A 23012-nucleotide genomic window follows, 5' to 3' on the forward strand; every position below is an offset into this window, starting at 1 on the left:
TGGCATCATATCGGCCATGGTCTTGTCCTTTGAACATGTGATTGCTTGGATGGTCACGCGCGTTCCCGTTTCAGGCACGCGCGTTGCAGCGGAGATATGGCGATGAGCGGCGGCCCCGGGCAGGAGCCCACCGGTGGCCTGGAGGACGGTGCCGTTGCACTGCCCGCGCCCGAACAGGAGCGCAGCCTTTCGCTGATGGAGCGGCCCGAGCCGGTGGTGCCCCCATCCTGGCGCGAACGCCTGCGCTGCTTTCCCTGGCGCAATACCGCGCACACGCTGCGCGAACGCTTTCGCGAGGACCGGCTGGGCGTCACCGCCAGCAGCCTGACCTTCACCACGGTGCTGGCCCTGGTGCCGTTCTTCACGGTGGCGCTGGCGCTGTTCACGGCGTTTCCCATCTTCTCGCGCGTGCAGATCGTGCTGGAGCGCTGGCTGATCGACAGCCTGATTCCGGAGACCATTGCGCGCCAGGTGCTGGGCTATCTGACGCAGTTCGCCTCCAAGGCCAGCCAACTGGGCATGGCCGGTTTTTCCATTCTGGTGATCACGGCGGTCGCGCTGATCCTCACCATAGACCGCACGCTCAACAACATCTGGCGCGTGCGCCAGCTGCGGCCGCTGGGCCAGCGCGTGCTGATCTACTGGGCAGCGATCACGCTGGGCCCGCTGGTGCTGGGTCTGAGCCTGGTGCTGTCGTCCTATGTGATGTCGGCCTCGCGCGGGCTGGTCAATGCGCTGCCCGAAGGCTTGCGCTTCATCTTCGATTCCATCGAGTTCCTGGCGCTGGCCGCTGGCATGGCGGGCCTGTACCACTACGTGCCCAATACGGCGGTGCGCTGGCGCCATGCCTGGGTGGGCGGCCTGTTCGTGGCCACCTGCATGGAGCTGGCCAAGAAGGCGCTGGGCCTGTACCTGGCCTCGGTTCCTACCTATTCGGTCATCTACGGCACCTTTGCCACCTTGCCGATCCTGCTGATCTGGATCTACATGGCCTGGATCATCGTGCTGCTGGGCGCCGTGGTCACCGCGTATCTGCCCATCGTCATGGCCGGCGTGCAGCGCATGCCCGGACAGCAGGGCTGGCAGTTCGAGATGGCCGTGGAAATCCTGCAGTACCTGGAGCAGGAGCGCGAGTCGCCCGCCAAGGGCCTGTATGCCAGCGATCTGGCACGCCGTCTGCATGTGGACTGGCAGCAGATCGATCCGGTGCTGCAGGCGCTGTCCGTGCTCGACTGGGTGGGAACGGTGCAGGCACCAGGCGTCGCGGCGGGCAGCGAGGGCACCGAGCCCCGCTACATGCTGCTGGTGGACCCGCAACACACCCCCTTGGCACCCCTGGTCGAACGCCTGCTGCTGGCGCCTTCCGCGGCCGTGCAGCCGCTGTGGGAGCGTACGGGCCTTGCGGGCATGACGCTGGCCAGCCTGCTGGAGAGCCGGCCCCGGCCGTAGTGCCCGGCGCGGCGCTTTAGAGCGCAATGCGTCCGGTGAGGATGTCGCGCCACATCACCCAGTCGCCGCGAAAGCTGTACAGCGGGCGCTTGAAGCTGGCGGGCCGGTTTTTCTCGAAGCCGAAGTGCCCTATCCAGGCAAAGCCGTAGCCGAACAGCAGGCCGCCGAGCAGGAACCAGAAATTGCCGGTCAGGAACAGCGCGAACAGGCACAGCAGCGCCAGCGTGGAGCCGACGAAGTGCAGGCGCCGGCAGGTACGGTTGCTGTGCTCCTGAAGGTAGAACGGATAGAACTCGGCAAAGCTCTTGAACTGGCGCGGGTCCACGGCAGCCTGTGCGGCGCCGGGCAGGGGAGCGGAAGCGTGTGACATGGCAGGCCTTCGCGTGCATGGGGTGGCTTCAACTTATACGCCGCTGCCTGGCCTTTCACCATCGGAGGAACCCGCGCGCCCGGGTTCGCAAAAGCTGCCCCGAGAGAGACAAAAGCTGCCGCATTCCGCCCAGCGCGTCGCCACGGTGTCGCCCTCTGGCGGCATGCAGGCGCATGATGTCTGCCGGGCCGGCGCCGACCGGCATGGAGTTTTTTTCGATGCCTTCCTCGTGCATGACCGACATCCCCGCATCCTTGAACGAAATCCGCATTCCCACGCCGCAGGGCAGCATCTACGTCAGGCGCTGGCAGGCGCCGGCGGCCGGCGAAGGCGAACAAGGCCCGGCGCGCGCGCCCATCGTGCTGCTGCACGACTCGCTGGGCTCGGTGGCGCTGTGGCGCGATTTCCCGCAGCAACTGGCCGAGGCCACGCGCCGCGATGTGCTGGCCTATGACCGGCTGGGCTTTGGCCAGTCCGATCCCTATCCGGGCACGCTGGGGCCGGGCTTTGTGGCTCGGGAGGCAGAGACCGTGTTTCCGGCCGTGCACCAGGGGCTGGGCCTTGGGGATTTCATTGTGCTGGGCCACAGCGTGGGCGGCGGCATGGCCGCCATGGTGGCGGCCCGATATGGCGCGCAGTGCAAGGCGGTGATCACGGAGTCCGCCCAGGCCTTCGTGGAAGATCGCACCTTGCAGGGCATTCGTGCGGCCCAACAGGATTTCGCCCGGCCCGGCCAGCTGGCCCGTCTGGAGAAATACCACGGCGACAAGGCCGCCTGGGTGCTGTCTGCCTGGGTCGATACCTGGCTGTCCCCGCCTTTTGCCGACTACCGGCTGGATGAGGCGCTGGAGCGCGTGCGCTGCCCGGTGCTGGCCATCCATGGAGAGCTCGACGAGTTCGGCTCCCTGGTCCACCCCGAGCGCATCCGCGACCGCGCCAGCGGCCCGGTGGAGGTGGAGATCGTGGCCGGTGGCGGCCACGTTCCCCACCGCGAGCAGCCCGAGCGCATTGCCCAGCGCATCGCCCGCTTCCTGGCACGGGTCTGATCCCGGGTGGGCTTCATGGGCCAGCCTGGGCGGACGCTGAGAGTTCCGGCGGAAACAGCGTCTTCTTGATCACGGCGTGCACGCCCCAGTTGCCGTCCACCACCTGCGTCACGGCGAAGTCCACGGCCACGGAGATCAGCGATACGGCTTCGTCCTCGTCCAGCCCATGGGCCAGCATCAGATAGCGCCTTGTCTTGTGGAAGGCGTCACGCATGGCGCCTTCCAGCGATGATTTGCGATAGACCTGGGACTGCGCCTGGCTGCCCAGTTCGGCCAGGTGGTCGGTGAAGCTGAAGCCCTGTATCACCCATTCGGAGCCGGTCTCCAGGAAAGGGTGGTCCAGCTCTGCAAGGAAGCGGTTGTCCAGCGCGGCGCGCTTGTGCACCCGCAGCTCGAAGCTGCCGGTCAGCGAGCATTCGATGGCCGTGCCGCACAGTTCCGAGTCGCCTTGGGATGCATGCGGGTCTCCCACCGAAAACAGTGCGCCTGGCACCGATACGGGCAGGAAGAGGGTGGCTCCCTTGCCCGCGCGCCAATTGTCCAGGTTGCCGCCGAAGTAGCTCGGCGGTATGGAGTCGATCAGGCCGGCCTCTCGCGGTGCCACGGCCAGCATGCCGAAATGCGGACGCAGCGGCACGCGTGCCTTGTCCAGCACACCAAAGCGCCGGGTGATGCTGGCGGGGTCCACGGGCACGCCCGGGTAGTCGATGGTCGGATGGACCACGCCGAAGGGGTCGGTCTGCGGCGTCCAGCGGTAGTTGTAGACAGCGCGGGCCGTGGGCTCCTCGGGCAGTGCGTGGTCGATTTCGTAGATGGTGACCACTTCGCGCTGGCGGGGCTCCGTGATCTGGTCGCGGTAGTGAAAGCCCCACCAGGCGGCGGCGTTGCTGCCGAAGACACGGCCGTGGTGGGCGGGGCTGCAGCTGGGGCGTGGCTGCACATCGAGGATGCGTATCTCCAGCAGGTCGCCGGGTTCGGCCTCATGCACATAGATGGGGCCGGTGCAGATGTGCACGCCGAAGCCCTCGCCCGCGCCGCGGCCGTAGATCGAGGCGTCCATCGGGCCCGCGCCGCGCCGGTCCACGGCCTTCTGGGCTGCGGTCCAGTGGAACACGCTTTCGGCACCCGGATCGCCTTCGATCATGCGCTCCCAGTCGTCCGAGGCATGCTGAGTCAGCGTCTCCATGGTCACCACGTCACCCGAGCGCACCGAAAGCACGGGCTTGAGTGAACGGCTCAGGTAGCCCCAGTGCACGGTCTTGTCGGAGACCGGCAGGTAGTAATGCTGGGGCGACGCACCGCCATTGTCTGCGTGCGCCGAGCGCTTGGGCACAAGGGCCAGCGCCTGGGCGTAGCGTGCATGGTCGCGCAGCAGGGCCTGGAACGGGCTGTGTGCCAGGCGCGCTGCGGCCGGTTCTGCACCCTGCGCAGCGCTCTCGGCGGGCGAGGGGCGTCCGCGCTGGCCGGGCGGCGCATCCTGCACGCGCGCCGGACTGGCGCGATAGGCCTTGGGGGACAGACCATAGCGGGCCGTGAAGGCACGGCTGAAGTTGGCGGCATCGCCAAAGCCCCAGCGAAAGCACAGCTCGGCAATGGAGAAATGCTGCAGCGAGCGGTTGCTCAGGTCCATGCGGCAGCGCTCCAGCCGGCGTTCGCGCAGGTAGGTGCTGAAGCTGGTGGCCGCCCCCTTGAACAGCTTTTGCAGATAGCGTGTGGACAGCCCCTCGGCGTCGGCGATGGCATCGATGGACAGCTCGGCATCGCCCAGCCGGGTTTCGATGGCGCGGCAGATGCGGCGCAGATGGCCAAGCTGCACGGCGCTTGGCGGCTCGGTCGCCTCGGCCTGCTCCTGGTCGGGATTGCCGGCGCGCGGTGTCAGGCAGGTGACCAGCATGTCGGTGAGCGTGGCCTCCACCGACAGCAGATCGTCCTGTGCCAGTGTGTCGATCTGCTCTGCCAGTGAGGCCGCCATTGCCATGCACATGGCCCCCACACCGCCTGTCCCGCCGATGTGCCTGGCCTCGGGCGGGCACGAGCGCAGCAGGCGCAACAGAAAGCTCGAGGACTCCAGCCGCGCAAGCAGCAGGCGGCCGTCGCCGGGCAACTGCAACTGCCAGTCCCGGTCTGACTCCAGCAGCAGGGCCGAGCCTGCCTTGAGCGGGAACGCAGCGTCCTCGATCACCGCATTGGCGCTGCCTTGCAGCAAGGCGCACAGCAGCAGTCCCGGGCCGCGCAGCCGCTTGGCCACGGCCCGCAGCGTCAGCGGCGAGGTGGCCAGCGTAATGAACACCGATCCCAGTGGCGAGCTGCGCAGCGCCAGGTGGGTGGCCGGTGGCGTGGGCGCTTCGCCATGGATGTCTGCCCTGGACAGCGCCTCATTGAGCGCAGCCTGCCGCAAGGCATCGGGAAATGCGTGGGTGGAAAAGCGTCTTGGATCGTCGTGCATCAGGGTCGAACTATGAACGCCCGCGTACTGCCTGTCCAAGCCCGGCGCACCGGATGGCAGCCGCGACAAGTTTTTGTGCGCGCAGGAACAACCGGCCTGGACATGCTCGCCTGGACACTGGCGCTGCCGGCACCGATCCACAACAGCAGGAGTATTTTCGATGACCATCCCCCACCAAGAACATATCTGCGGCCCGGGCTGCCAGCACGGTGCTTCGCCAGCCGACGAGAAGCTGATCCGCGAGGAATTCCAGGTCGCACGCCGTTCCTTCCTGCGCGACGCCATGGTGGTCGGTGGCGGCGCGGTCTCGGCCGGCGCCATCAGCGGTGCGATGGCACCGTCCCGGGCCTTTGCCCAGGGTGCGCCTGGCGCCCGGGCCGGCCAGGGCATGGCCAGCCACTACTACATTCCCGCCTCTGCCAGCACCGTGCTCTGGGGCTACTTCAGCAGATCGGCCAAGCCGGTGGTCGAAGTCGAATCGGGTGACTACGTGACCATGGAGACGCTGACCCACCACGCCAATGACGATGCCGAACGCATGGTCCGGGGCGACCCTGGCGCCGAGAGCGTGTTCCACTGGGACAGCCAGCGCAAGAACGTCGATCGCCGGGGCGCCGGTCCCATGGACGCCAAGAACGGCGCAGGTGGAGGCCAGGGCGTGCACATCTGCACGGGGCCGGTACGCATCAAGGGCGCACAGCCCGGCGATGTGCTGGAAGTGCGCATCATTGATGTGGTGCCACGCCCCTCGGGCAACCCGCAGTTCAAGGGCCGGACCTTCGGCAGCAATGCGGCGGCGAACTGGGGCTTTCACTATGGCGACACGCTCACCGAGCCCCGAAAGCGCGAGGTGGTCACCATCTACGAGGTGGATGCGACCGGCGAGCGCAACTGGGCCCGCGCCGTCTACAACTACCGCTGGACGCCGCAGACCGACCCCTTTGGCGTGGTTCATCCGACCATCGACTATCCGGGCGTGCCCGTGGACCACCGCACGATCAGCAAGAACGAAAACGTGCTGCGCAATATCCGCGTTCCCGTGCGCCCGCACTTCGGCACCATCGGCGTGGCGCCGGCCGAGGTGGAGATGGCCAGCTCCATTCCACCCAACCACACGGGCGGCAACATAGACAACTGGCGCATCGGCAAGGGGGCGACCATGTATTTCCCCGTGGCCGTGCCAGGGGCCAACTTCACCGTGGGCGATCCGCATGCCTCGCAGGGGGACTCCGAGCTGTGCGGCACGGCCATCGAGTGCTCGCTGACCGGCACCTTCCAGCTGGTCCTGCACAAGAAGGCGGACCTGCCTGGAACGCCGCTGGCCGAACTGGCCTATCCGCTGCTCGAAACCCAGGACGAATGGCTGCTGCACGGCTTCAGCTACGCCAACTACCTGGCGGAGCTGGGGCCTGATGCGCAAAACCAGATCTTCAAGAAGTCTTCCGTGGACCTGGCGCTGCGCGACGCCTATCACAAGATGCGCCACTTCCTCATGACCACCCAGGGGCTGGGAGAGGACGAGGCCATCTCGCTGATGTCGATTGCCGTGGACTTCGGCATCACCCAGGTGGTGGATGGCAACTGGGGCGTGCACGCGCTCGTGAAAAAGAGCATCTTCCCCGCGCGCGGCGCGTGAGTGCGTCCGGGCCCTGCGGGCAGGACCCGGCCGGGCTCAGCGCGCCAGGAAATCCCGGATGGCGAACAGCGTCTGGTCGGGCGCCTCGGTCATCTGGTTGTGGCCGCTGGGCAGGTGCACGATGCTGACCTGGCGCTGCGCGGCCCGGGCCGCCTCGATCAGGCCCTTGGCGGCCTTGGGCGGCGTCATCTGGTCCTGCTCGCCCAGGGCGAACAGGACCGGACATTGCAGCGCCGCCATGGCCGCCTCGCCGCCCGCGTAGCTGTCGCAGGCCTTGAAGCCGGTGTGCAGCAGGTTGGCGCGGTCATTGCTGGCCAGCACGCGCCGGCCCAGCGCCATGCCGGCGCCGAATACCCAGCTGCCTGCACCGCTGGGTGGTGCCAGCGTGGCGCGCGAGAACACATTGACCATGCGGATGGCCTGCTCTGGCGTGCTCAGCGCGGAGTCCAGCAGGGCGGGCGAGACCTTCATCGGATAGGCCGTGCCCACCAGCACCAGGTGGCTGACGCGCGCGCCCAGCCGGGCGGCCGCTTCCATGGCGATCAGGCTGCCCCAGCTGTGGCCGACCAGCGCGGCCTTTCCGATGCCTGCCGCATCCATGAGCTGGCCGATGAAATCCGCTGCTGCCTCCACGCTGGCGGGCGCGTCACCCGCGCTGCGGCAGTGGCCGGGCAGGTCTATGGCCAGCACGTTCCAGCCGTGGTTGGCCAGGTAGCGGCTTTGCAGGGCCCAGACGCTGTGGTCGCACAGCACGCCGTGGATGAGGATGGCCGTGGGCTGGGCGGGGTTGAAGGCCTTGCCGCCGGTATAGGCGTAGATGGCGTGGCCCTGAACATCGATCTTCATTGTTGGTGTCTCCCTTGTCGGCTCACGCTGCCTTTTCAGCGGCCTTGAGGGCGCGCTTGAGGTCATCGATCAGGTCGTCGGCATCCTCCAGTCCGATGGACAGGCGTATCGTGCCCTGGCCGATGCCGGCCTGGGCCAGTGCTTCGTCGCTCATGCGGAAATGCGTGGTGCTGGCCGGATGGATCACCAGGCTGCGGCAGTCGCCCACGTTGGCCAGGTGGCTGAAGACCTTGAGCGTCTCGATGAACTTGCGCCCCTGGTTGCGATTGCCCTTGATGTCGAAACTGAACACCGAGCCCGCGCCGCGCGGCAGCAGCTTCTTGGCGAGCTGGTGCGAGGGATGGGTCTCCAGCAGCGGGTGGCCCACGCGGCCCACCAGCGGATGGCTGGCCAGGAATTGCACCACCTTCTCGGTATTGCGGATGTGGCGCTCCATGCGCAGCGGCAGCGTCTCTATGCCCTGCAGGATCAGCCAGGCCGTATGCGGGCTCATGCAGGCGCCGAAGTCGCGCAGGCCTTCGCGCCGCGCGCGCAGCAGGAAGGCGCCGGTGCTGCTTTCCTCGCTGAACACCATGTTGTGGAATCCGTCGTAGGGCTCGGTCAGCTCCGGGAAGCGCCCCGACTTTTCCCAGTCGAAGCTGCCGCCATCCACCACGATGCCGCCGACCACGGTGCCGTGGCCCGACAGGAACTTGGTGGCCGAGTGGTAGACGATGTCCGCGCCATGCTCCAGCGGCTTCATCAGCCAGGGCGAGGTCAGCGTGGAGTCCACCAGCAGCGGTACGCCGGCCTCATGTGCGATGGCGCTGATGGTGGGGATGTCCAGCACATCCAGGCCCGGGTTGCCCACCGTCTCGCCGAAGAACAGCTTGGTGTTGGGGCGCACCGCAGCGCGCCAGCCGTCGATGTCGCCGGGCTTGACGAAGGTGGTTTCTATGCCGAAGCGCGCCAGCGTGTAGTGCAGCAGGTTCTGCGAGCCGCCGTACAGCGCCGTGCTGGCCACGATATGGCTGCCCGCGCCCATGAGCGTGGCCACCGACAGGTGCAGCGCCGCCTGGCCGCTGGCCACGGCGATGGCGCCTACGCCGCCTTCCAGGGCCGAGACGCGCTGCTCCAGCACGGCGTTCGTGGGATTGGAGATGCGGCTGTAGACGTGCCCTGGGCGCTCCAGGTTGAACAGCGAGGCCGCATGGTCGCTGGACTCGAACACGAACGAGGTCGTGAGGTGGATGGGCGTCGCGCGCGCTCCGGTGGCGGGGTCGGGCTGTGCGCCCGCGTGCAGCGCCAGGGTGTCAAAGCCGGGGTCCGAGTAGCCGGGCATTCCTGTCTCCATGGTTGTCAAGGCAAGCGGGCATTGTGGGCTATATTTCCTGTCAGACACGGGTTTGCCGCAACCACGGCGACACAGACAAATTTGGAGATACGGCATGAAAGTAAGTGACATCCTGCGCGTCAAGGGCAACACCCTCTACACGGTGTCGCCGGACGAAAGCCTGGCCAGCGCGGTGCAGGTGATGTCGGAGCGCGATATCGGCTCCCTCGTGGTCATGGAGCATGGCGACGTGGTCGGCATGCTGACCTTCCGCGAAGTGATCCAGGGCTTCGTCAAGCACGGCGGGGTGGGCGAGACGCTGGTGCGCTCGGCCATGGACGACGCTCCCATGACCTGCACCATGGAAACCGACATGGATGAGGTGCGCCGCATGATGCTGGACCGCCACGCACGCTACATGCCGGTGATGGACAAGCGCATGCTCATGGGCGTGATCAGCCTGTACGACGTGGCCAAGGCTGTGGTGGACAGCCAGAACTTCGAGAACCGCATGCTCAAGGCCTACATCCGCGACTGGCCCGAGGGCGAGCGCCAGGGCGCGGACTGATCGTCGGGGCGATATCGACCTTTCGTCCGTTTCACATTGGGCAGCAAGGCCTCCGAACGCAAAATGCGGCGGAGGCCTTTGTCTTTGCGCGCAGGGCGCAAAGCAGACAGTCGCGTGAACAGCGAGCGGATGGTCAGCAGGACCTGTCAGTGCACGCGGCGGCGTTTGGGCTTGAGCAAGGCGCTGGGCGGCACGTCATAGGCCTGTCTGAAGACACGGCTGAAGTGCGAGAAGCTGGTGAAGCCGCAGGCCAGCGCCACATCGGTCACGCGCCGCGCATTGTCTGCCCGAAGCAGCAGGTGCGCCTGGGCCAGCCGTTCGTTCCAGAGCCAGCGGCTCGGGGTCAGGCCTTCGGTGGCAAACAGCCGCGCCAGGCTGCGCAGCGACATGCCCATGTCCCGAGCCACCTGCAAGGGCTTGAGCTCGGGGTCGTCGAGCCGGGCCCGCATGTACTGCTTGGCCTGGGCAAGCCTATTGCGGGTTCTGAAATCGCCAGGGCTGGACGATGTCAGCAGTACATTCAGCAGCGAGGGGCGAAGGTCCTGCTCCTCGTCCTTGGGCTGAAGGCCTGGCGATGCCGGTGGAGTGCTGCCCGCATGGTCGCCGTGATCCTGGATTTGCGTTGAGTCGTAAGAGGCCTGCATTTCACGAACCTCCCGCAGTTTGCGGCTGGTGCCAGCGTGGTGATCCGCAGGCGGGTTGAAAAAGGGTGGATTGCAATTTTAACTATGAATATTTGCAATTCGATAGCTATTTTTATTCTCGCTGGGCGATGGCTGCCTGCGCAATGCACCGCCGCCGCGGGCACGGCGCTTGCGGGCTACCCGGGCATAATCGTCGGCCTATGAGCGGCAACACCTTCGGCACCCTATTCACTGTCACCAACTTCGGCGAATCGCATGGCCCGGCCATAGGCTGCGTCATCGACGGCTGTCCGCCCGGCATGGCGCTGAACGAAGCGGATATCCAGCAAGATCTGGATCGCCGCCGCCCCGGCACCAGCAAGTTCGTGACCCAGCGCAACGAGCCCGATGCGGTGGAAATCCTCTCGGGCGTCTACGAAGGCCGCACCACGGGCACGCCGATCGCGCTGCTGATCCGCAATACCGACCAGCGCAGCAAGGACTACTCCAACATTGCGCAGAGCTTTCGTCCCGGCCATGCCGACTACGCCTACTTCCAGAAATACGGCATCCGTGATCCGCGCGGCGGCGGCCGTTCCTCGGCACGGCTGACGGCCCCCACGGTGGCCGCTGGTGCCGTGGCCAGGAAGTGGCTCAAGGAAAAGTTCGGCACCGAGTTCCGCGCCTGCATGACCCAGGTGGGCGAGTTGTCCCTGCCCTTCGAGAGCTGGGAGCATGTGCGCAACAACCCCTTCTTTGCACCGGTGGCTGATGTGTCCCAATACGAGGAATACATGGATGCGCTGCGCAAGTCGGGCGACTCCTGCGGTGCTGCGCTGCGCGTGCAGGCCAGCGGCATGCCGGTGGGCCTGGGCCAGCCGCTGTATGACCGCCTGGATGCCGATATCGCCTACGCCATGATGGGCCTGAATGCGGTCAAGGCCGTGGAGATCGGTGCCGGTTTCGACAGCGTGGTCCAGCGCGGCACCACGCACGGCGACTCGCTGAGTCCCGAAGGCTTTCGCAGCAACAACGCCGGTGGCATCGTCGGCGGCATCAGCACGGGTCAGGACCTGGAAGTGCGCATAGGCATCAAGCCCACCAGTTCCATCATTACGCCGCGCGAATCCATCGACGTGCAGGGCCAGAGCACCGAGGTCATCACCAAGGGCCGCCACGACCCCTGCGTCGGCATCCGCGCAGCGCCCATCGCCGAGGCGCTGCTGGCCCTGGTGGTGATGGACCATGCGCTGCGCCACCGCGCACAGTGCGGTGACGTGGATTCGGGCCTGGCTCCCATCCCTGCCGCCGCGCCCTGAGAGCACTGCCAGGCTACCAAAGAAAAAGCCGCCCAAGGGCGGCTTTCTTGCGTCCTGCCGGCCTGATCAGCCGGGATTGCGCACCTCATCCATGACGTTCTTGAAGTCGTCCACATCCTCGAAGCTGCGGTAGACGCTGGCGTAGCGGATGTAGCCGACCTTGTCGAGCAGCTTGAGCTCGCGCATCACCATCTCGCCCAGGCGGCTGGAGAGCACTTCGCGCTCGCCCAGGTTGCGCAGCCGCTCCTCGATGCGCTCGATGGCGGCATCGATCTGCTCTGTGCTCACGGGGCGCTTGCGCAGCGCGATCTTGAACGAGCCCAGCAGCTTGGCGCGCTCGTACTCGATGCGCCGCCCGTCCTTCTTGACGATGGCGGGAAAGCTGACCTCGGGCCGCTCATAGGTCGTAAAGCGCTTGTCGCAGCCGCCGCACTGGCGGCGGCGGCGGATGAAGCCCCCATCCTCGGCCTCGCGGGTCTCCACGACCTGGGTGTCCGGATGGCTGCAGAACGGGCACTTCATGGCAGGCCTCTATGCGTGCAACTCAGGCGCCGTAGACCGGGAAGCGGGCCGTCAGCTCGGCCACCTGGGCGCGTACGCGGGCCAGGTTGGCTTCGTCGGCGGGGTTCTCCAGCACGTCGGCCAGCAGGTTGGCTGTCAGGCGGGCTTCCTCTTCCTTGAAGCCGCGCGTGGTCATGGCGGGCGTGCCCACGCGAATGCCGCTGGTCACCATCGGCTTTTCGGGATCGTTGGGGATGGAGTTCTTGTTGATCGTCATGTGGGCGGCACCCAGCGCGGCTTCGGCCGCCTTACCGGTGATGCCCTTGGCGCGCAGGTCCACCAGCATGACGTGGCTTTCCGTGCGGCCGGAGACGATGCGCAGACCGCGTGCCGTCAGCGTTTCCGCGACAACCTTGGCGTTCTTCACGACCTGTTCCTGGTAGGTCTTGAACTCGGGCGACAGCGCTTCCTTGAAGGCCACGGCCTTGCCGGCAATGACATGCATCAGCGGGCCGCCTTGCAGGCCGGGGAAGATGGCGCTGTTGATGGCCTTCTCGTGCTCGGCCTTCATCAGGATCACGCCGCCGCGCGGGCCGCGCAGGCTCTTGTGCGTGGTGGTGGTGACCACGTCGGCGTGGGGCACGGGGTTGGGGTACACGCCTGCGGCGATCAGGCCGGCATAGTGGGCCATGTCCACCCAGAAAATGGCGCCGACTTCCTTTGCGATCTTGGCGAAGCGCTCGAAGTCGATGGCCAGGGCGTAGGCCGATGCGCCGGCCACGATGATGCGGGGCTTGTGCTCGCGCGCCAGCGCTTCCATCTTGTCGTAGTCGATGGCTTCTTCGGCATTCAGGCCGTAGGAGACCACGTTGAACCACTTGCCCGACATGTTCAGCGGCATGCCGTGCGTCAGGTGACCGCCTTCGGCCAGGCTCATGCCCATGATGGTGTCGCCGGGCTTGGCAAAGGCCATCAGCACTGCCTGGTTGGCCTGGGAGCCGGAGTTAGGCTGCACGTTGGCGGCTTCGGCGCCGAACAGCTTCTTGACGCGGTCGATGGCGAGTTGCTCGACCACATCGACGTTCTCGCAGCCGCCGTAGTAGCGCTTGCCCGGATAGCCTTCGGCGTACTTGTTGGTGAGCTGGGAGCCCTGGGCTTCCATGACGGCAGGCGAGCAATAGTTCTCGCTGGCGATCAGCTCGATATGTTCTTGTTGACGCAGGTTCTCGGCCTGGATGGCGGCAAAGACTTCGGCGTCGACCTTCTCGACGGTATTGGTGCGTTGAAACATGGCAGTCCTGTGAACTTGAAATTCCCTTGAGGCCAAGGGCTGCCCAGGCGAACGGCGGAACACTCCAGATCCCGCGTGCGCATGGAGGCTGGGCGGTACGCTCCCCGGTGGTTCACAGAAGGTGGTCCTTCTCGGGCCTTCTGCTGGTTTCCACGTCAGCGGCAGCGGTGCGTGAAGCGGCTGCGCCTATCGCCAGTTGCGTACCCCGCTAGTGTAGCTGAGCCGGTGGCGCCGAAGACCTGGCAGGGGCGTTGCAGAAGGCGTTTGCGTGGGCCACCTGCAGTTGGATCGGGCATGAAAAAAGCTGGCCTTGGCCAGCTGTGCACTCACTATGCCGGGAAGTCAGGCTAAAGCGCCGGCTCCTGGGACTGAAGGGCCACCTGCTCGGAGCGGGCAGAGGTGTTGCTCGAGCTGACCGGCACGGCTGCAGGCGCAGCCGCTGCTGCCGGGCCTGAGGCCTCTGCCACAGGGGTGGCCGGCTTGGTGGAGGCGATCTGTACGGCCTGCCGGGGCTGATCCACCTTGGCGGTCATCAAAGGCACGGCACGCAGGCCGGCGGCCATGCGCAGGCGCTGGTGCTCGGCCAGCACCTTGGCGGCGTAGCCACCGTCGGTGGGCAGGTTGGCTGCGCCCACGTAGTAGCGCAGGCCTCCTTCGATGGAGCCGGCGCGCTCGATGCATTCCTTGAGTACGCGCACGCCCACGCGCAGATTGCTGACCGGGTCGAAGGCAGCATTCTGGCCACCGAAGTTCTCATACTTGTCGGTATGCACCGTGGTCATCACCTGCATCAGGCCCTGCGCGCCGACAGCGCTTTGCGCAAACGGGTTGAAGCTGGACTCGATGGCCATGATGGCCAGGATCAGCGTCGGGTCCAGGCGGTTGACCTTGCCCAGGTCATAGGCCTCGCTGACCAGTGCCGCGATCGGCTCAGGCGCCACGCGGTACTTCTTGCTGAGCCAGAAGGCCACGGCTGCCTGCTCCTTGGGCAGGTTCTTGGGGTTGGTCGCCGTCGCCCGATCGCTGGCAGCGAGTTCGACGGGAACACCCAGCTCGGCCATCTGGCGAGCGGTCAGCCAGGAGCGCAGCTGGCTCTCTCCGGCATCGCGCAGGTCAGGACGGGCGAACAAGGTGATGGCCATGAAGGCCACAGCAAGGCCCAGCAGGGCGAAGCTGTTGTGGATGATGGCAAGAAAACCGTTGGCCACATCGATGGCGAACGTTCGCGCGGCGGCGAAAAATTTTCCTGACGCTGGCATAGCTTTTTCCTTTCTAGGGGCACCAACCCGAAACGGCCTTCGCCGAAGCAAAGGCCGGTGAGGCTGACACCCTGGATTGGGTGCTGCGGATCCGGGAGGCTGGCGCTTGGTGCACCATTGCGTTGTAGGCCTGCGGGATCTGCTCAGTCGTGAGGCAGCAGAAACAAAAAACGCTCTATTCGAGCGCTGGCGGATTCTAGGAGTTCACCAAATACACGGTCAACACTATGAAATCAACTTTTTAGATCAATGAGTAATAACAAACCATGGATACAAACACAGTTTTGAGGTGTTGAAGAGCGGGTGGCGTGCTACCGATGTACGCCGCTTCCACCGTTTTCAGAGTGCGTCATGAAATTGCAATGAAATGCAAAAGCACTGGCAGGCCGACCCTGCGTCCTTCTATATTGGAGGCGACTGCTGCTGCAGTCGTCTCGCCAAGGTGGAAGACGGGTAAAAGTGGTGTTCGATAGTGCGGACACCGTGGTTCAAGTCTTCTTCCGCGGCCTTCCTGGAAGCAATCTCTTGCTTCCAAGCAGCAAGGACCATCCTCTCCTTGACTGCGGAAAACGGTCGGGACTTGTGCCCGCCGTAAAGCCCGGAAGCCGGTTCACGGCTTCCGGGCTTTGTCGTTCAAGGATGGCCGCAACGTCAAGAAATGTGCCGTGGTGCGGGCCCAGCCGTTGCTGCCGCCCCAATTTCTGGTGCAATGCAGCCGTTGCCCTGTCCTGTGTCCCAGGATGGGGCTGTACTAGTTACCAGAGCCCCATGCAATCTCTCTTCAAGCACCGCTGGCTGCGCAGGCTGGCCATCGCCCTTGTGGCGTTCCTTTTGCTGTGGCTGCTGCTGTGGGCGCTGGTGCCCGTTGTGGCCAAGAGTCAACTGGAAAAGCAGGCATCGGCCAAGCTGGGCCGTCAGGTCCGTGTGGGTGCAGTGGAGTTCCGGCCCTGGTCGCTGGAGCTGACCCTGCGGGACCTGAGCATTGCCAGGAGCCAGGCGGAAGGCGCGGCGCCGGAGTCCGTGCCGTCTTCATCTTCGTCCCCCCAGCTTCAGATCGACCGCATCTATGTCAATGCCAGTATCCAGTCGCTGTTTCGGCTGGCGCCGGTGCTGGATGCCATCGAGGTCGATGCGCCGGTGCTGCGCCTGACCCAGCAGCGCCTGGGGCATTTCGATGTGGACGATGTGCTGGCCAGGCTGGCCGAACCCGGCGACACGCCGCCCTCCAAACCAGTGGGCTTTGCGCTGTACAACATTGCGCTGCGCGACGGCCGCGTGGAATTGCAGGACGAGGTCCAGCAGCGCCAGCACATGCTCGAGCAGTTGCAGCTGCGCCTGCCCTTCATCAGCAACCTGGAGTCCAAGCGCGAGATCAAGGTGCTCCCGCACCTGTCCTTTGCGCTCAACGGCAGCCGGTTTGAATCCAGCGCCCAGAGCACGCCCTTCACCGAGCAGCGCCAGACCGCTGTCGATCTGAGCTGGCAGGGCGTGGACCTGACACCTTATTTGGGCTATGTGCCCGTCACCGCACCTGTCAAGCCGCGTTCCGGTGTGCTGGATGCCAACCTGCACATCTCCTTTGAGCAGGCCGAGCAGGCCGTGGTCCGCATCACCGGGGAGGTCAGCCTGTCCGGCGCCGAGCTGCACGACCGCGACGGCGCCCCCCTGCTGCGCTTCGAGCGCCTGGCCGCCGTGCTCAAGAACGTGCAGCCGCTGCAGTCGGTTGCGGAGCTGGAGTCCGTGCAGTGGAGCGCTCCCGAGATTTTTGCGGCCCGCGATGCGCAAGGTCGCATCAATTGGACGGCGATGGGGGGTGCTTCCTCCCCGGATGGCAGGCCGGCAGCGGAAAAGCCTGCCTCCGACGCGCCCCAGCCATGGAAGGTCAGCCTGGACAGGCTGTCCGTTGCCAATGCCACGGTGCACTGGCGCGATGCCGCTCCCGACGCTGGAAAGTCGGGCGCTGCGCTGCAGGCGCGCGAGCTGTCGTTGCAGGTGCGCGATATCCGCTGGCCCCTGGAGCAACCGCTGCAGCTTGCTGCCAGCATGCAGGTGCAGCCCGAATCGGCGGGGGAGGGGGCGAAACCTGCCGAGTTGCAGCTGAGCGGCGCCTTGACCGACAAGCAGGGCCAACTGGCCATCTCCGCGCGGCAATTGCCGCTGCAACTGGCAGCACCGTACCTGTCTGCCCATATCAGACCCGAGCTGACGGGTCTGTTGAGCACCGACGCAGGCCTGGGCTGGAACGGTTCCGCCATGGTGGTTCAGGTGGCCGGGCTGGGCGTGGAGCAGTTGAGCCTCAAGGACAAGGCCGCGCCCGTCGATATCGCGCACCTGCAGCTGGAGCAGGTGCAGGTCAATCTGGCCAGCCAGCAGGTCTCCGTTGGCCGCCTGGCACTGCAAAAGCCGCAGCTGGCCGTGTTGCGCGATGCCCAGGGCCGGTGGATGTACGAGCAATGGCTGCCGCCCGCTTCCTCGGCACCCGCATCGCAGGACGCCGGCAAGGACAAGTCCCGGCCCTGGGGCCTGAAGCTGCAGGCGGTGGAGGTCGATGGCGGCGCCATTGCGCTGCGTGACGAAGCGCCCGTGCGCAACGCGGATTCGGCGCGCACCGTGTCGCTGGACCTGGGTTCACTGCGCCTTCGCATGGGCGCCATCGAGCCGCTGGCCGCAAAATCCGCGCCCACGCCGCTGGAGCTGTCCGCGCAGGTCAGCTCGGGCCGGCGTGTCCAGGCGGGCTCGCTGAGCCTGCGTGGGGACCTGGGGCTGGCGCCGCTGTCGCTTCAGGGCAAGTTGCAGGCGCGCAGCCTGCCGCTGCATGCGCTGGAGCCCTACTTTGCCGACATGCTCAATGTGGAGTTGGTGCGTGCCGACGGCAATTTCCTCGGACAACTGCGCTTTGTCAGCCAACCGGCCGGCCCCGAGCTGGCGGTGCAGGGGGATGTCGAGCTCGTGGATCTGCGCATGCGCTCCGCGCTGGCCTCTCCCGTGCAAGCGGCGGGCGAGGCAGGGCAGGGCGCTCCACGCACGGCGGCAGGCGCCGTGGCTGCCGTGCTCAGCGAGTCCACTGCCGACCGGGCCAAGGCCCAGTCGGTTGCCTTGGGACTCGGCCTGCGCGATGAACTCGTGGCCTGGAAGACGCTGGCCGTGCGCGGGCTGGATCTGCAGATGCAGCCCGCCCAGCCGCTGCGCCTGAGCGTGCGCGAGACGGCGCTCAGCGACTTCTTTGCGCGCGTCATCGTGCAGCGCAACGGGCGCATCAACCTGCAGGACATCGTCAAATCGGCGAAGTCCCAGCAGTCACTGGAGCAGAACGCCACGCCGGCCGCGGATGGCACGGCGGCTTCCGCCGAACCGGCGCCGCCGCAGGCTGCCTCCGGGCCTGCGCCCGTCATCAAGATCGGGCCGATTGTGCTGACGGGCGGCAGGGTCCAGTTCTCCGACTACTTCATCCAGCCCAACTACTCGGCCGACCTCAGCGAGCTGGCGGGCCGCCTGAGCGCCTTCTCGTCCGAGCAGCCTGCCAGCCAGCAGGCGCCGCAACTGGCGGATGTGGAACTGCGCGGCCGCGCCCAGGGCACGGCTTCGCTGGAGATCACCGGCCAGGTCAATCCGCTGGCCAAGCCGCTGGCCCTGGACATACGTGCCCAGATGCGCGATCTGGAACTGCCCCCGCTGTCGCCGTACTCCATCAAGTACGCGGGCCACGGGATCGAGCGCGGCAAGCTCAGCATGGACGTCAACTACAAGATCGAGCCCGATGGCCAGCTCACGGCGCGCAACAAGCTGGTGCTGCATCAGCTCACTTTCGGCGAAGCCGTCGAAGGCGCGCCCGCCTCGCTGCCCGTGCGCCTGGCGGTGGCGCTGTTGGCTGACCGCAACGGAGTCATCGACCTGGACCTGCCGGTCAGCGGCTCGCTCAACGACCCGCAATTCAGGCTGGCGCCGGTCATCTTCAAGATCATTGGCAACCTGATCATGAAGGCCATCACCTCGCCGTTCTCGCTGCTGTCGGGCGCTTTTGGGGGCGGCAGCGAATCGGGCGTGGTGGCCTTCGCGCCGGGGCGTGCCCAGATCGACGGCAAGGCCCGCGAGAGCCTGGACAAGGTGGTTGCCTCCCTCAAGGATCGCCCGGCCCTCAAGCTCACCGTGATCGGCGAGGCGCGCGAGGCGCAGGACAAAGAGGCCTGGAAGCAGGCGGAGCTCGATCGCCTGCTGCTCGCCCAGAAACGCCGCCAGGTGCTGCGCGACGGCAAATCGGCAGAGTCCGTGACCGAGTTGCCCGCCTCCGAAGTACCGGCCTTGACCAAGGCGCTGTACAGTCGCGCCGACTTTGCCAAGCCGCGCAATGTCATCGGCATGGCCAAGGACCTGCCCACCGACCAGATGCGAAGTCTGCTGCTGGAGCAGATTGCCGTGCCCGACGACGCCATGCGCGAACTGGCGCTGGCCCGCGCCGTGGCCGTGCGCGACTACCTTGCCCAGCAGCAGTTGCCGCTTGAGCGCCTGTTTCTGGGGGCTCCAAAACTGGACTCCGACGACCAGGAATGGAGTCCGCGCGCCCAGCTCAGCCTGTCCACGCAGTAGCCCGGTTTTGGCTCCGCTTCAAATAACGGCGAGAATATGGTTTTCCCGGTCCGGCTAGCATGCCCGCATGCGGCCTGGCCGGCCGCGTCTGGCGGCCCGCGGCAGCCAGACATTCAACGATTGATTCATGTCTTCTCTTTCCCCCCGCAGCACCATGTCCGATGCACCTGAAGTGAGCCCTGCTTCTGCCAAGAATCCCGAACAACACCCCTTGGATGTGCTCACGGGCGGTGCCTTCTCCGCCGAAACCTCGGGTGATCGCGCCGCGCGCATCCGCGACTGGCTGGCAACCCAGCCTTCGGTCGAGCAATTGCAGGACGTCCTCAAGGAACTGAGCGCGCGCGACAAGGGCGCGGCCCGTGCCGTGCGTGAGCGCCTGGACGAGATCCGCCGCACCAAGGACCAGGAAAAGATCGCAGTGGAGTGGGCTGAAAAGGCCCAGGCGCTGCTGGTCGCATCGCCCTTCAATGCCGCCGACGCCATCGCCTGGCAGCGCGACGCCGCCAAGGCGGGCGCCCCGCTGTCGCGTGAACCTCTGTCGCAGCACAAGGCCCAGCTGGCCGAGCGTGTCAAGGCCATCGAGGAACTGCAGCACCGCGTGCAGGTCCAGCGCGAAGTCGCCGTTTTGCTGGCCCAGCGCATCGAGGTCCTGTCCACCAAGCCCTGGCGCGATGCCCAGGCAGTGCTCGACAACCTGCGCGCCGACGTGGCCCGTTGGCAGGAGCAGGCCGGCGAACTGACTGGCGATGACAACTGGGCCAGCGTGGACGGACGTTTCCCGCCCCAGCTGGAAGCCGCCAGCGCACAACTGATCCTGGTCTGGGATGCCTTCCAGTCTGCACTGGCGCTGACCGAAGCTGCCGCCGCCGACGAAGCCGCTCCGCTGCCCACCGTACCCGTGTGGGCCGATGAGCTGCGCGTGGCGCGTGGCCTGCCTCCCGAGGCAGCGGCTGCCGAGCCGTCCAAGCCGGCTCCCGCTGCCCGCAGCGCAGCCCAGCCCAAGGCGAAGACATCGCCTGAGCAAGTGGCTGCCGCCAGCAGTGCACTGACCCAGGCGCTGGAGCAGCTCCAGGCCGAGACGGCTGCCGGCGAAAGCAAGGCCGGTTCCGCCGCCGTGCAGGCCGTGCGCGCCGCCATCAAGGCCCATGGCCGCCTGGTGGACGATGCACTGGTCACCAAGGTGCATGAGGCCCTTCTGGCAGCTGGCGAGTCCGAAGGCTGGCCGCGCCAGAATGCCGACAAGCTGCGCGAGGAACTGGTTGCCAAGGCGGAAGCCCTGCTGAACCGCCCTGAAGGCCAGGCGCTGGGTGGTCGCAAGATCCAGGAATCGCTGCGCAGCCTGCGCGAGCAATGGAAGCTGGCCGACCAGGGCAGCGCAGCCAACCACGCACTGTGGAAGAAGTTTGACGAAGCCTGCAACACGGCCCACAAGGTGGTCGAGTCCTGGCACGACAAGCTGCGCACCGAAACCACCCAGTCCAAGGCACAGCGCCTGGCGCTGATCGAAGAGATCAAGGCCTGGGCAGCACAGCAGTCCGCCAGCGAAGATCTCAAGGGCGCGGCGCGCGCACTGCGCCAGTTCGCCGAACGTTGGCGTGAAAGCGGCCACATCGGCGAGAAGCTGTTTGCCGAACTGCAACCCCAGTTCAAGCAGGCCATGGCCCTGGCCGAGGCTCCGTTGCATGCCGCGCAAAAGGCCAGCCTGCAGCGTCGCCACGCCATGATCGACGAAGCCACCGCGCTGGGCGCAGCGCCCAATCTGCGCATTGACGCCGTCAAGGCCCTGCAGCAGCGCTGGCAGGCCGAGGCGCAGGCCGTGCCGCTGGATCGCAAGCACGAGCAAAAGCTCTGGGATGCCTTCCGCAAGCCACTGGACGAAGCCTTCAACCGCAAGGGCACCGAGCGGGGCCCCCGCGCCGCAGCCGTGGCACTCAGCGACCATGATCGCCGCGTGCTGGAAGCGTCGCAGGCCGTGGAAGCTGCCAACACCTCGGGTGATGTGCAGCAAATCCGCGCTGCGGTGGAGGCTCTGGAGCAAGCGCTGCGTGGCCGTGCCGATGCTTCCGTGAATGCGGCCCAGCCAGCACAGGAGCCTGCCGCTGCTGCAGCGGGTTCGGAAGAATCCGAAGCCAAGCCGGTGCCGGTGCGCCCCGTGGTTGCCGTGCGCGGCGACGATCGTCCTGGCATGAAGAAGGAAGAGGGCGGTGCACGTGCTGCCCGTCCTGGCGACCGCCGCGATGGTGGCCGTGGCCGCGACGGCCGGGATGGCCGAGACAGCCGCGACAGTGGCCGTTTCAGCCGCGAGCCGCGCGAAGAGCGCGGACCGCGCCTGGCGGACCCCGCCTTCCGCGCCCAGCGTGAAGCCATGGAACATGCCCAGGACGCCCTGCGCAAGCTCGCGGCCCAGGCCCATGGTGAGGCACTGACCCAGTTGATGGCGGCGTGGGAGTCGCGTGATGCTGCCCAGATGCCGGCTGCCCAGCAGCTTGGCGGCCGTGTGTCTGCGCAAGTGCGCAGCGCCTGGTCGCAGGCCCTGGGTCAGGCACCCAAGGGAGACGCGGGCGAAGCCCTGCTGCGCCTTGAAATGGCCGCCGACGTTCCCACACCTGCGGAACATCTGAGCGCCCGCCGTGCCCTGCAGCTGCAGCTGCTGACGCGCCGCAACGATCCTGCTCCGCAGGAAACCTGGGGCAACGATGCCGCCCGGGTGCTGGCATCGCCGCGCGATGATGCCAGCGCGCGCCGCCTGCAGAACGTGCTCAAGCAACTGCTGCGCAAGTGATGCACGGGAGGTGATCCTCTCATCCAGGAAGGGAGCCGCTGGCTCCCTTTTTTTTGCGCCATGGATGCGACCTTCTGGGGTCGATGCGTCTGCAGCGCCCAAGAAAAAAGGCCGTTGCATGTGCAACGGCCTTTTCATGTTTGGTGCCCAGGAGAGGACTCGAACCTCCACTGAGTTACCCGCTAGTACCTGAAACTAGTGCGTCTACCAATTCCGCCACCTGGGCATTTCAGAGTGAGCAAATTATATAGCGCGAAATCTCCGTCTGAAGCCGATTTCCCAAGTTTTTGAGAAATTTCTGCGGGATGGTGCAGGGGCTTGCGACGGTGCCGGCGAGGCAAAGAAAAAAGGCCGTTGCGTGTGCAACGGCCTTTTCATGTTTGGTGCCCAGGAGAGGACTCGAACCTCCACGGAGTTACCCGCTAGTACCTGAAACTAGTGCGTCTACCAATTCCGCCACCTGGGCATTTCAGAGTACGCAAATTATATAGCGTGAAAGCGATGTGCCGGGCAGGTTTGCAAAGATTTCCTGAACTTTTCTTGGCGAGATGCCCTTGCCATCGGCTTTCATCGATCAGAAAAGAAAAAGGCCGTTGCGTGTGCAACGGCCTTTTCATGTTTGGTGCCCAGGAGAGGACTCGAACCTCCACGGAGTTACCCGCTAGTACCTGAAACTAGTGCGTCTACCAATTCCGCCACCTGGGCTTGCTGAAGCTGAAATTCTACTGCATTTTTTGCAGAAGCATCCCGATCTTCGATTTTTTTCTTGAGACTGTCATCTGCCAAGCCATGAAGCCAGGGAACTGCCTTCTGCTGAAGATAGTTCCTTAGTTCACCGCAACCTCTGCAGGTTGTCGTTAAACTTGGTGCCCAGGAGAGGACTCGAACCTCCACGGAGTTACCCGCTAGTACCTGAAACTAGTGCGTCTACCAATTCCGCCACCTGGGCATCTCAGGAAAGATTTAGATTGTATACCAAG

The 23012-nt window shown here is 65.9% G+C and carries 15 protein-coding genes, 4 tRNA genes and 1 riboswitch; of the genes, 7 read left to right on the top strand and 12 right to left on the bottom strand.

What is annotated here, in order from left to right:
• The first annotated feature begins 102 nt into the window (after positions 1–102).
• Entirely contained in the window at positions 103–1449 is a 1347-nt protein-coding gene (locus LGR64_RS05425; protein ID WP_141834486.1) for a YihY family inner membrane protein, read from the top strand.
• 16 nt (positions 1450–1465) lie between these two features.
• Here the strand turns inward: LGR64_RS05425 and LGR64_RS05430 are convergent, their stop codons facing one another.
• On the bottom strand, positions 1466–1819 hold the full coding sequence (locus tag LGR64_RS05430) for a DUF962 domain-containing protein (protein WP_012206764.1): 354 nt from the start codon (positions 1817–1819) through the stop codon (positions 1466–1468).
• A gap of 218 nt (positions 1820–2037) precedes the next feature.
• Between LGR64_RS05430 and LGR64_RS05435 the strand changes: the two genes are divergently transcribed.
• Positions 2038–2865, top strand: a complete 828-nt coding sequence (locus tag LGR64_RS05435; RefSeq protein WP_034398846.1) for an alpha/beta fold hydrolase — start codon at positions 2038–2040, stop codon at positions 2863–2865.
• A 13-nt stretch (positions 2866–2878) separates the two neighbouring features.
• On the opposite strand, the gene LGR64_RS05440 is transcribed toward LGR64_RS05435, so the two are convergent.
• Positions 2879–5311 (bottom strand): acetamidase/formamidase family protein, encoded by a 2433-nt coding sequence (locus tag LGR64_RS05440; protein ID WP_141834491.1) that lies wholly within the window; start codon positions 5309–5311, stop codon positions 2879–2881.
• Between the two features lie 160 nt (positions 5312–5471).
• Between LGR64_RS05440 and LGR64_RS05445 the strand changes: the two genes are divergently transcribed.
• Complete coding sequence (locus LGR64_RS05445; RefSeq protein ID WP_013801436.1) at positions 5472–6947, top strand: acetamidase/formamidase family protein; 1476 nt, start codon at positions 5472–5474, stop codon at positions 6945–6947.
• A 36-nt stretch (positions 6948–6983) separates the two neighbouring features.
• Here LGR64_RS05445 and LGR64_RS05450 read toward each other — a convergent pair whose 3' ends face one another.
• Both LGR64_RS05450 and LGR64_RS05455 read right to left on the bottom strand, forming a co-directional pair.
• Complete coding sequence (locus tag LGR64_RS05450; RefSeq protein ID WP_141834494.1) at positions 6984–7793, bottom strand: alpha/beta fold hydrolase; 810 nt, start codon at positions 7791–7793, stop codon at positions 6984–6986.
• Between the two features lie 22 nt (positions 7794–7815).
• Entirely contained in the window at positions 7816–9114 is a 1299-nt protein-coding gene (locus tag LGR64_RS05455; RefSeq protein ID WP_012206759.1) for an O-acetylhomoserine aminocarboxypropyltransferase, read from the bottom strand.
• A gap of 106 nt (positions 9115–9220) precedes the next feature.
• Between LGR64_RS05455 and LGR64_RS05460 the strand changes: the two genes are divergently transcribed.
• Positions 9221–9673, top strand: a complete 453-nt coding sequence (locus LGR64_RS05460) for a CBS domain-containing protein (RefSeq protein ID WP_012206758.1) — start codon at positions 9221–9223, stop codon at positions 9671–9673.
• 146 nt (positions 9674–9819) lie between these two features.
• Here the strand turns inward: LGR64_RS05460 and LGR64_RS05465 are convergent, their stop codons facing one another.
• Complete coding sequence (locus tag LGR64_RS05465; RefSeq protein WP_034396196.1) at positions 9820–10317, bottom strand: helix-turn-helix domain-containing protein; 498 nt, start codon at positions 10315–10317, stop codon at positions 9820–9822.
• Between the two features lie 200 nt (positions 10318–10517).
• Here LGR64_RS05465 and aroC point away from each other — a divergent pair, with 200 nt between their 5' ends.
• Positions 10518–11615, top strand: a complete 1098-nt coding sequence (gene aroC, locus LGR64_RS05470) for a chorismate synthase (protein WP_141834497.1) — start codon at positions 10518–10520, stop codon at positions 11613–11615.
• 66 nt (positions 11616–11681) lie between these two features.
• Here aroC and nrdR read toward each other — a convergent pair whose 3' ends face one another.
• The 3 genes from nrdR to LGR64_RS05485 all read right to left on the bottom strand — a co-directional run bounded on the left by nrdR (position 11682) and on the right by LGR64_RS05485 (position 14666).
• Positions 11682–12137 carry a transcriptional regulator NrdR gene (nrdR, locus tag LGR64_RS05475; RefSeq protein ID WP_012206755.1) on the bottom strand — a complete coding sequence of 152 codons (456 nt, stop codon included), beginning with the start codon at positions 12135–12137 and terminating at the stop codon, positions 11682–11684.
• Positions 12138–12159: 22 nt separating this feature from the next.
• A complete protein-coding gene (gene glyA / locus LGR64_RS05480; RefSeq protein ID WP_012206754.1) occupies positions 12160–13407 on the bottom strand; it encodes a serine hydroxymethyltransferase in 1248 nt (415 codons plus the stop codon).
• A gap of 34 nt (positions 13408–13441) precedes the next feature.
• A riboswitch (ZMP/ZTP riboswitch) is annotated at positions 13442–13617 on the bottom strand.
• A 137-nt stretch (positions 13618–13754) separates the two neighbouring features.
• Entirely contained in the window at positions 13755–14666 is a 912-nt protein-coding gene (locus LGR64_RS05485; RefSeq protein WP_034396191.1) for a lytic transglycosylase domain-containing protein, read from the bottom strand.
• A 768-nt stretch (positions 14667–15434) separates the two neighbouring features.
• Here LGR64_RS05485 and LGR64_RS05490 point away from each other — a divergent pair.
• Positions 15435–19250: a DUF748 domain-containing protein gene (locus tag LGR64_RS05490; protein WP_230355065.1), complete on the top strand. Its 3816-nt coding sequence runs from the start codon at positions 15435–15437 to the stop codon at positions 19248–19250.
• Positions 19251–19404: 154 nt separating this feature from the next.
• Positions 19405–22032: a DUF349 domain-containing protein gene (locus LGR64_RS05495; RefSeq protein ID WP_141834798.1), complete on the top strand. Its 2628-nt coding sequence runs from the start codon at positions 19405–19407 to the stop codon at positions 22030–22032.
• Positions 22033–22173: 141 nt separating this feature from the next.
• Here LGR64_RS05495 and LGR64_RS05500 read toward each other — a convergent pair.
• From LGR64_RS05500 to LGR64_RS05515, 4 genes are all read right to left on the bottom strand, one after another.
• Positions 22174–22258 (bottom strand) — tRNA-Leu (locus tag LGR64_RS05500).
• Positions 22259–22413: 155 nt separating this feature from the next.
• Positions 22414–22498, bottom strand: a tRNA-Leu gene (locus LGR64_RS05505).
• 154 nt (positions 22499–22652) lie between these two features.
• Positions 22653–22737 (bottom strand) — tRNA-Leu (locus LGR64_RS05510).
• Between the two features lie 159 nt (positions 22738–22896).
• A tRNA-Leu gene (locus LGR64_RS05515) sits at positions 22897–22981 on the bottom strand.
• Positions 22982–23012 lie beyond the last annotated feature (31 nt).

It is taken from the genome of Delftia sp. Lp-1, assembly GCF_020523835.1.
In the GTDB taxonomy this organism is placed as follows: Bacteria; Pseudomonadota; Gammaproteobacteria; order Burkholderiales; family Burkholderiaceae_C; genus Comamonas; species Comamonas acidovorans.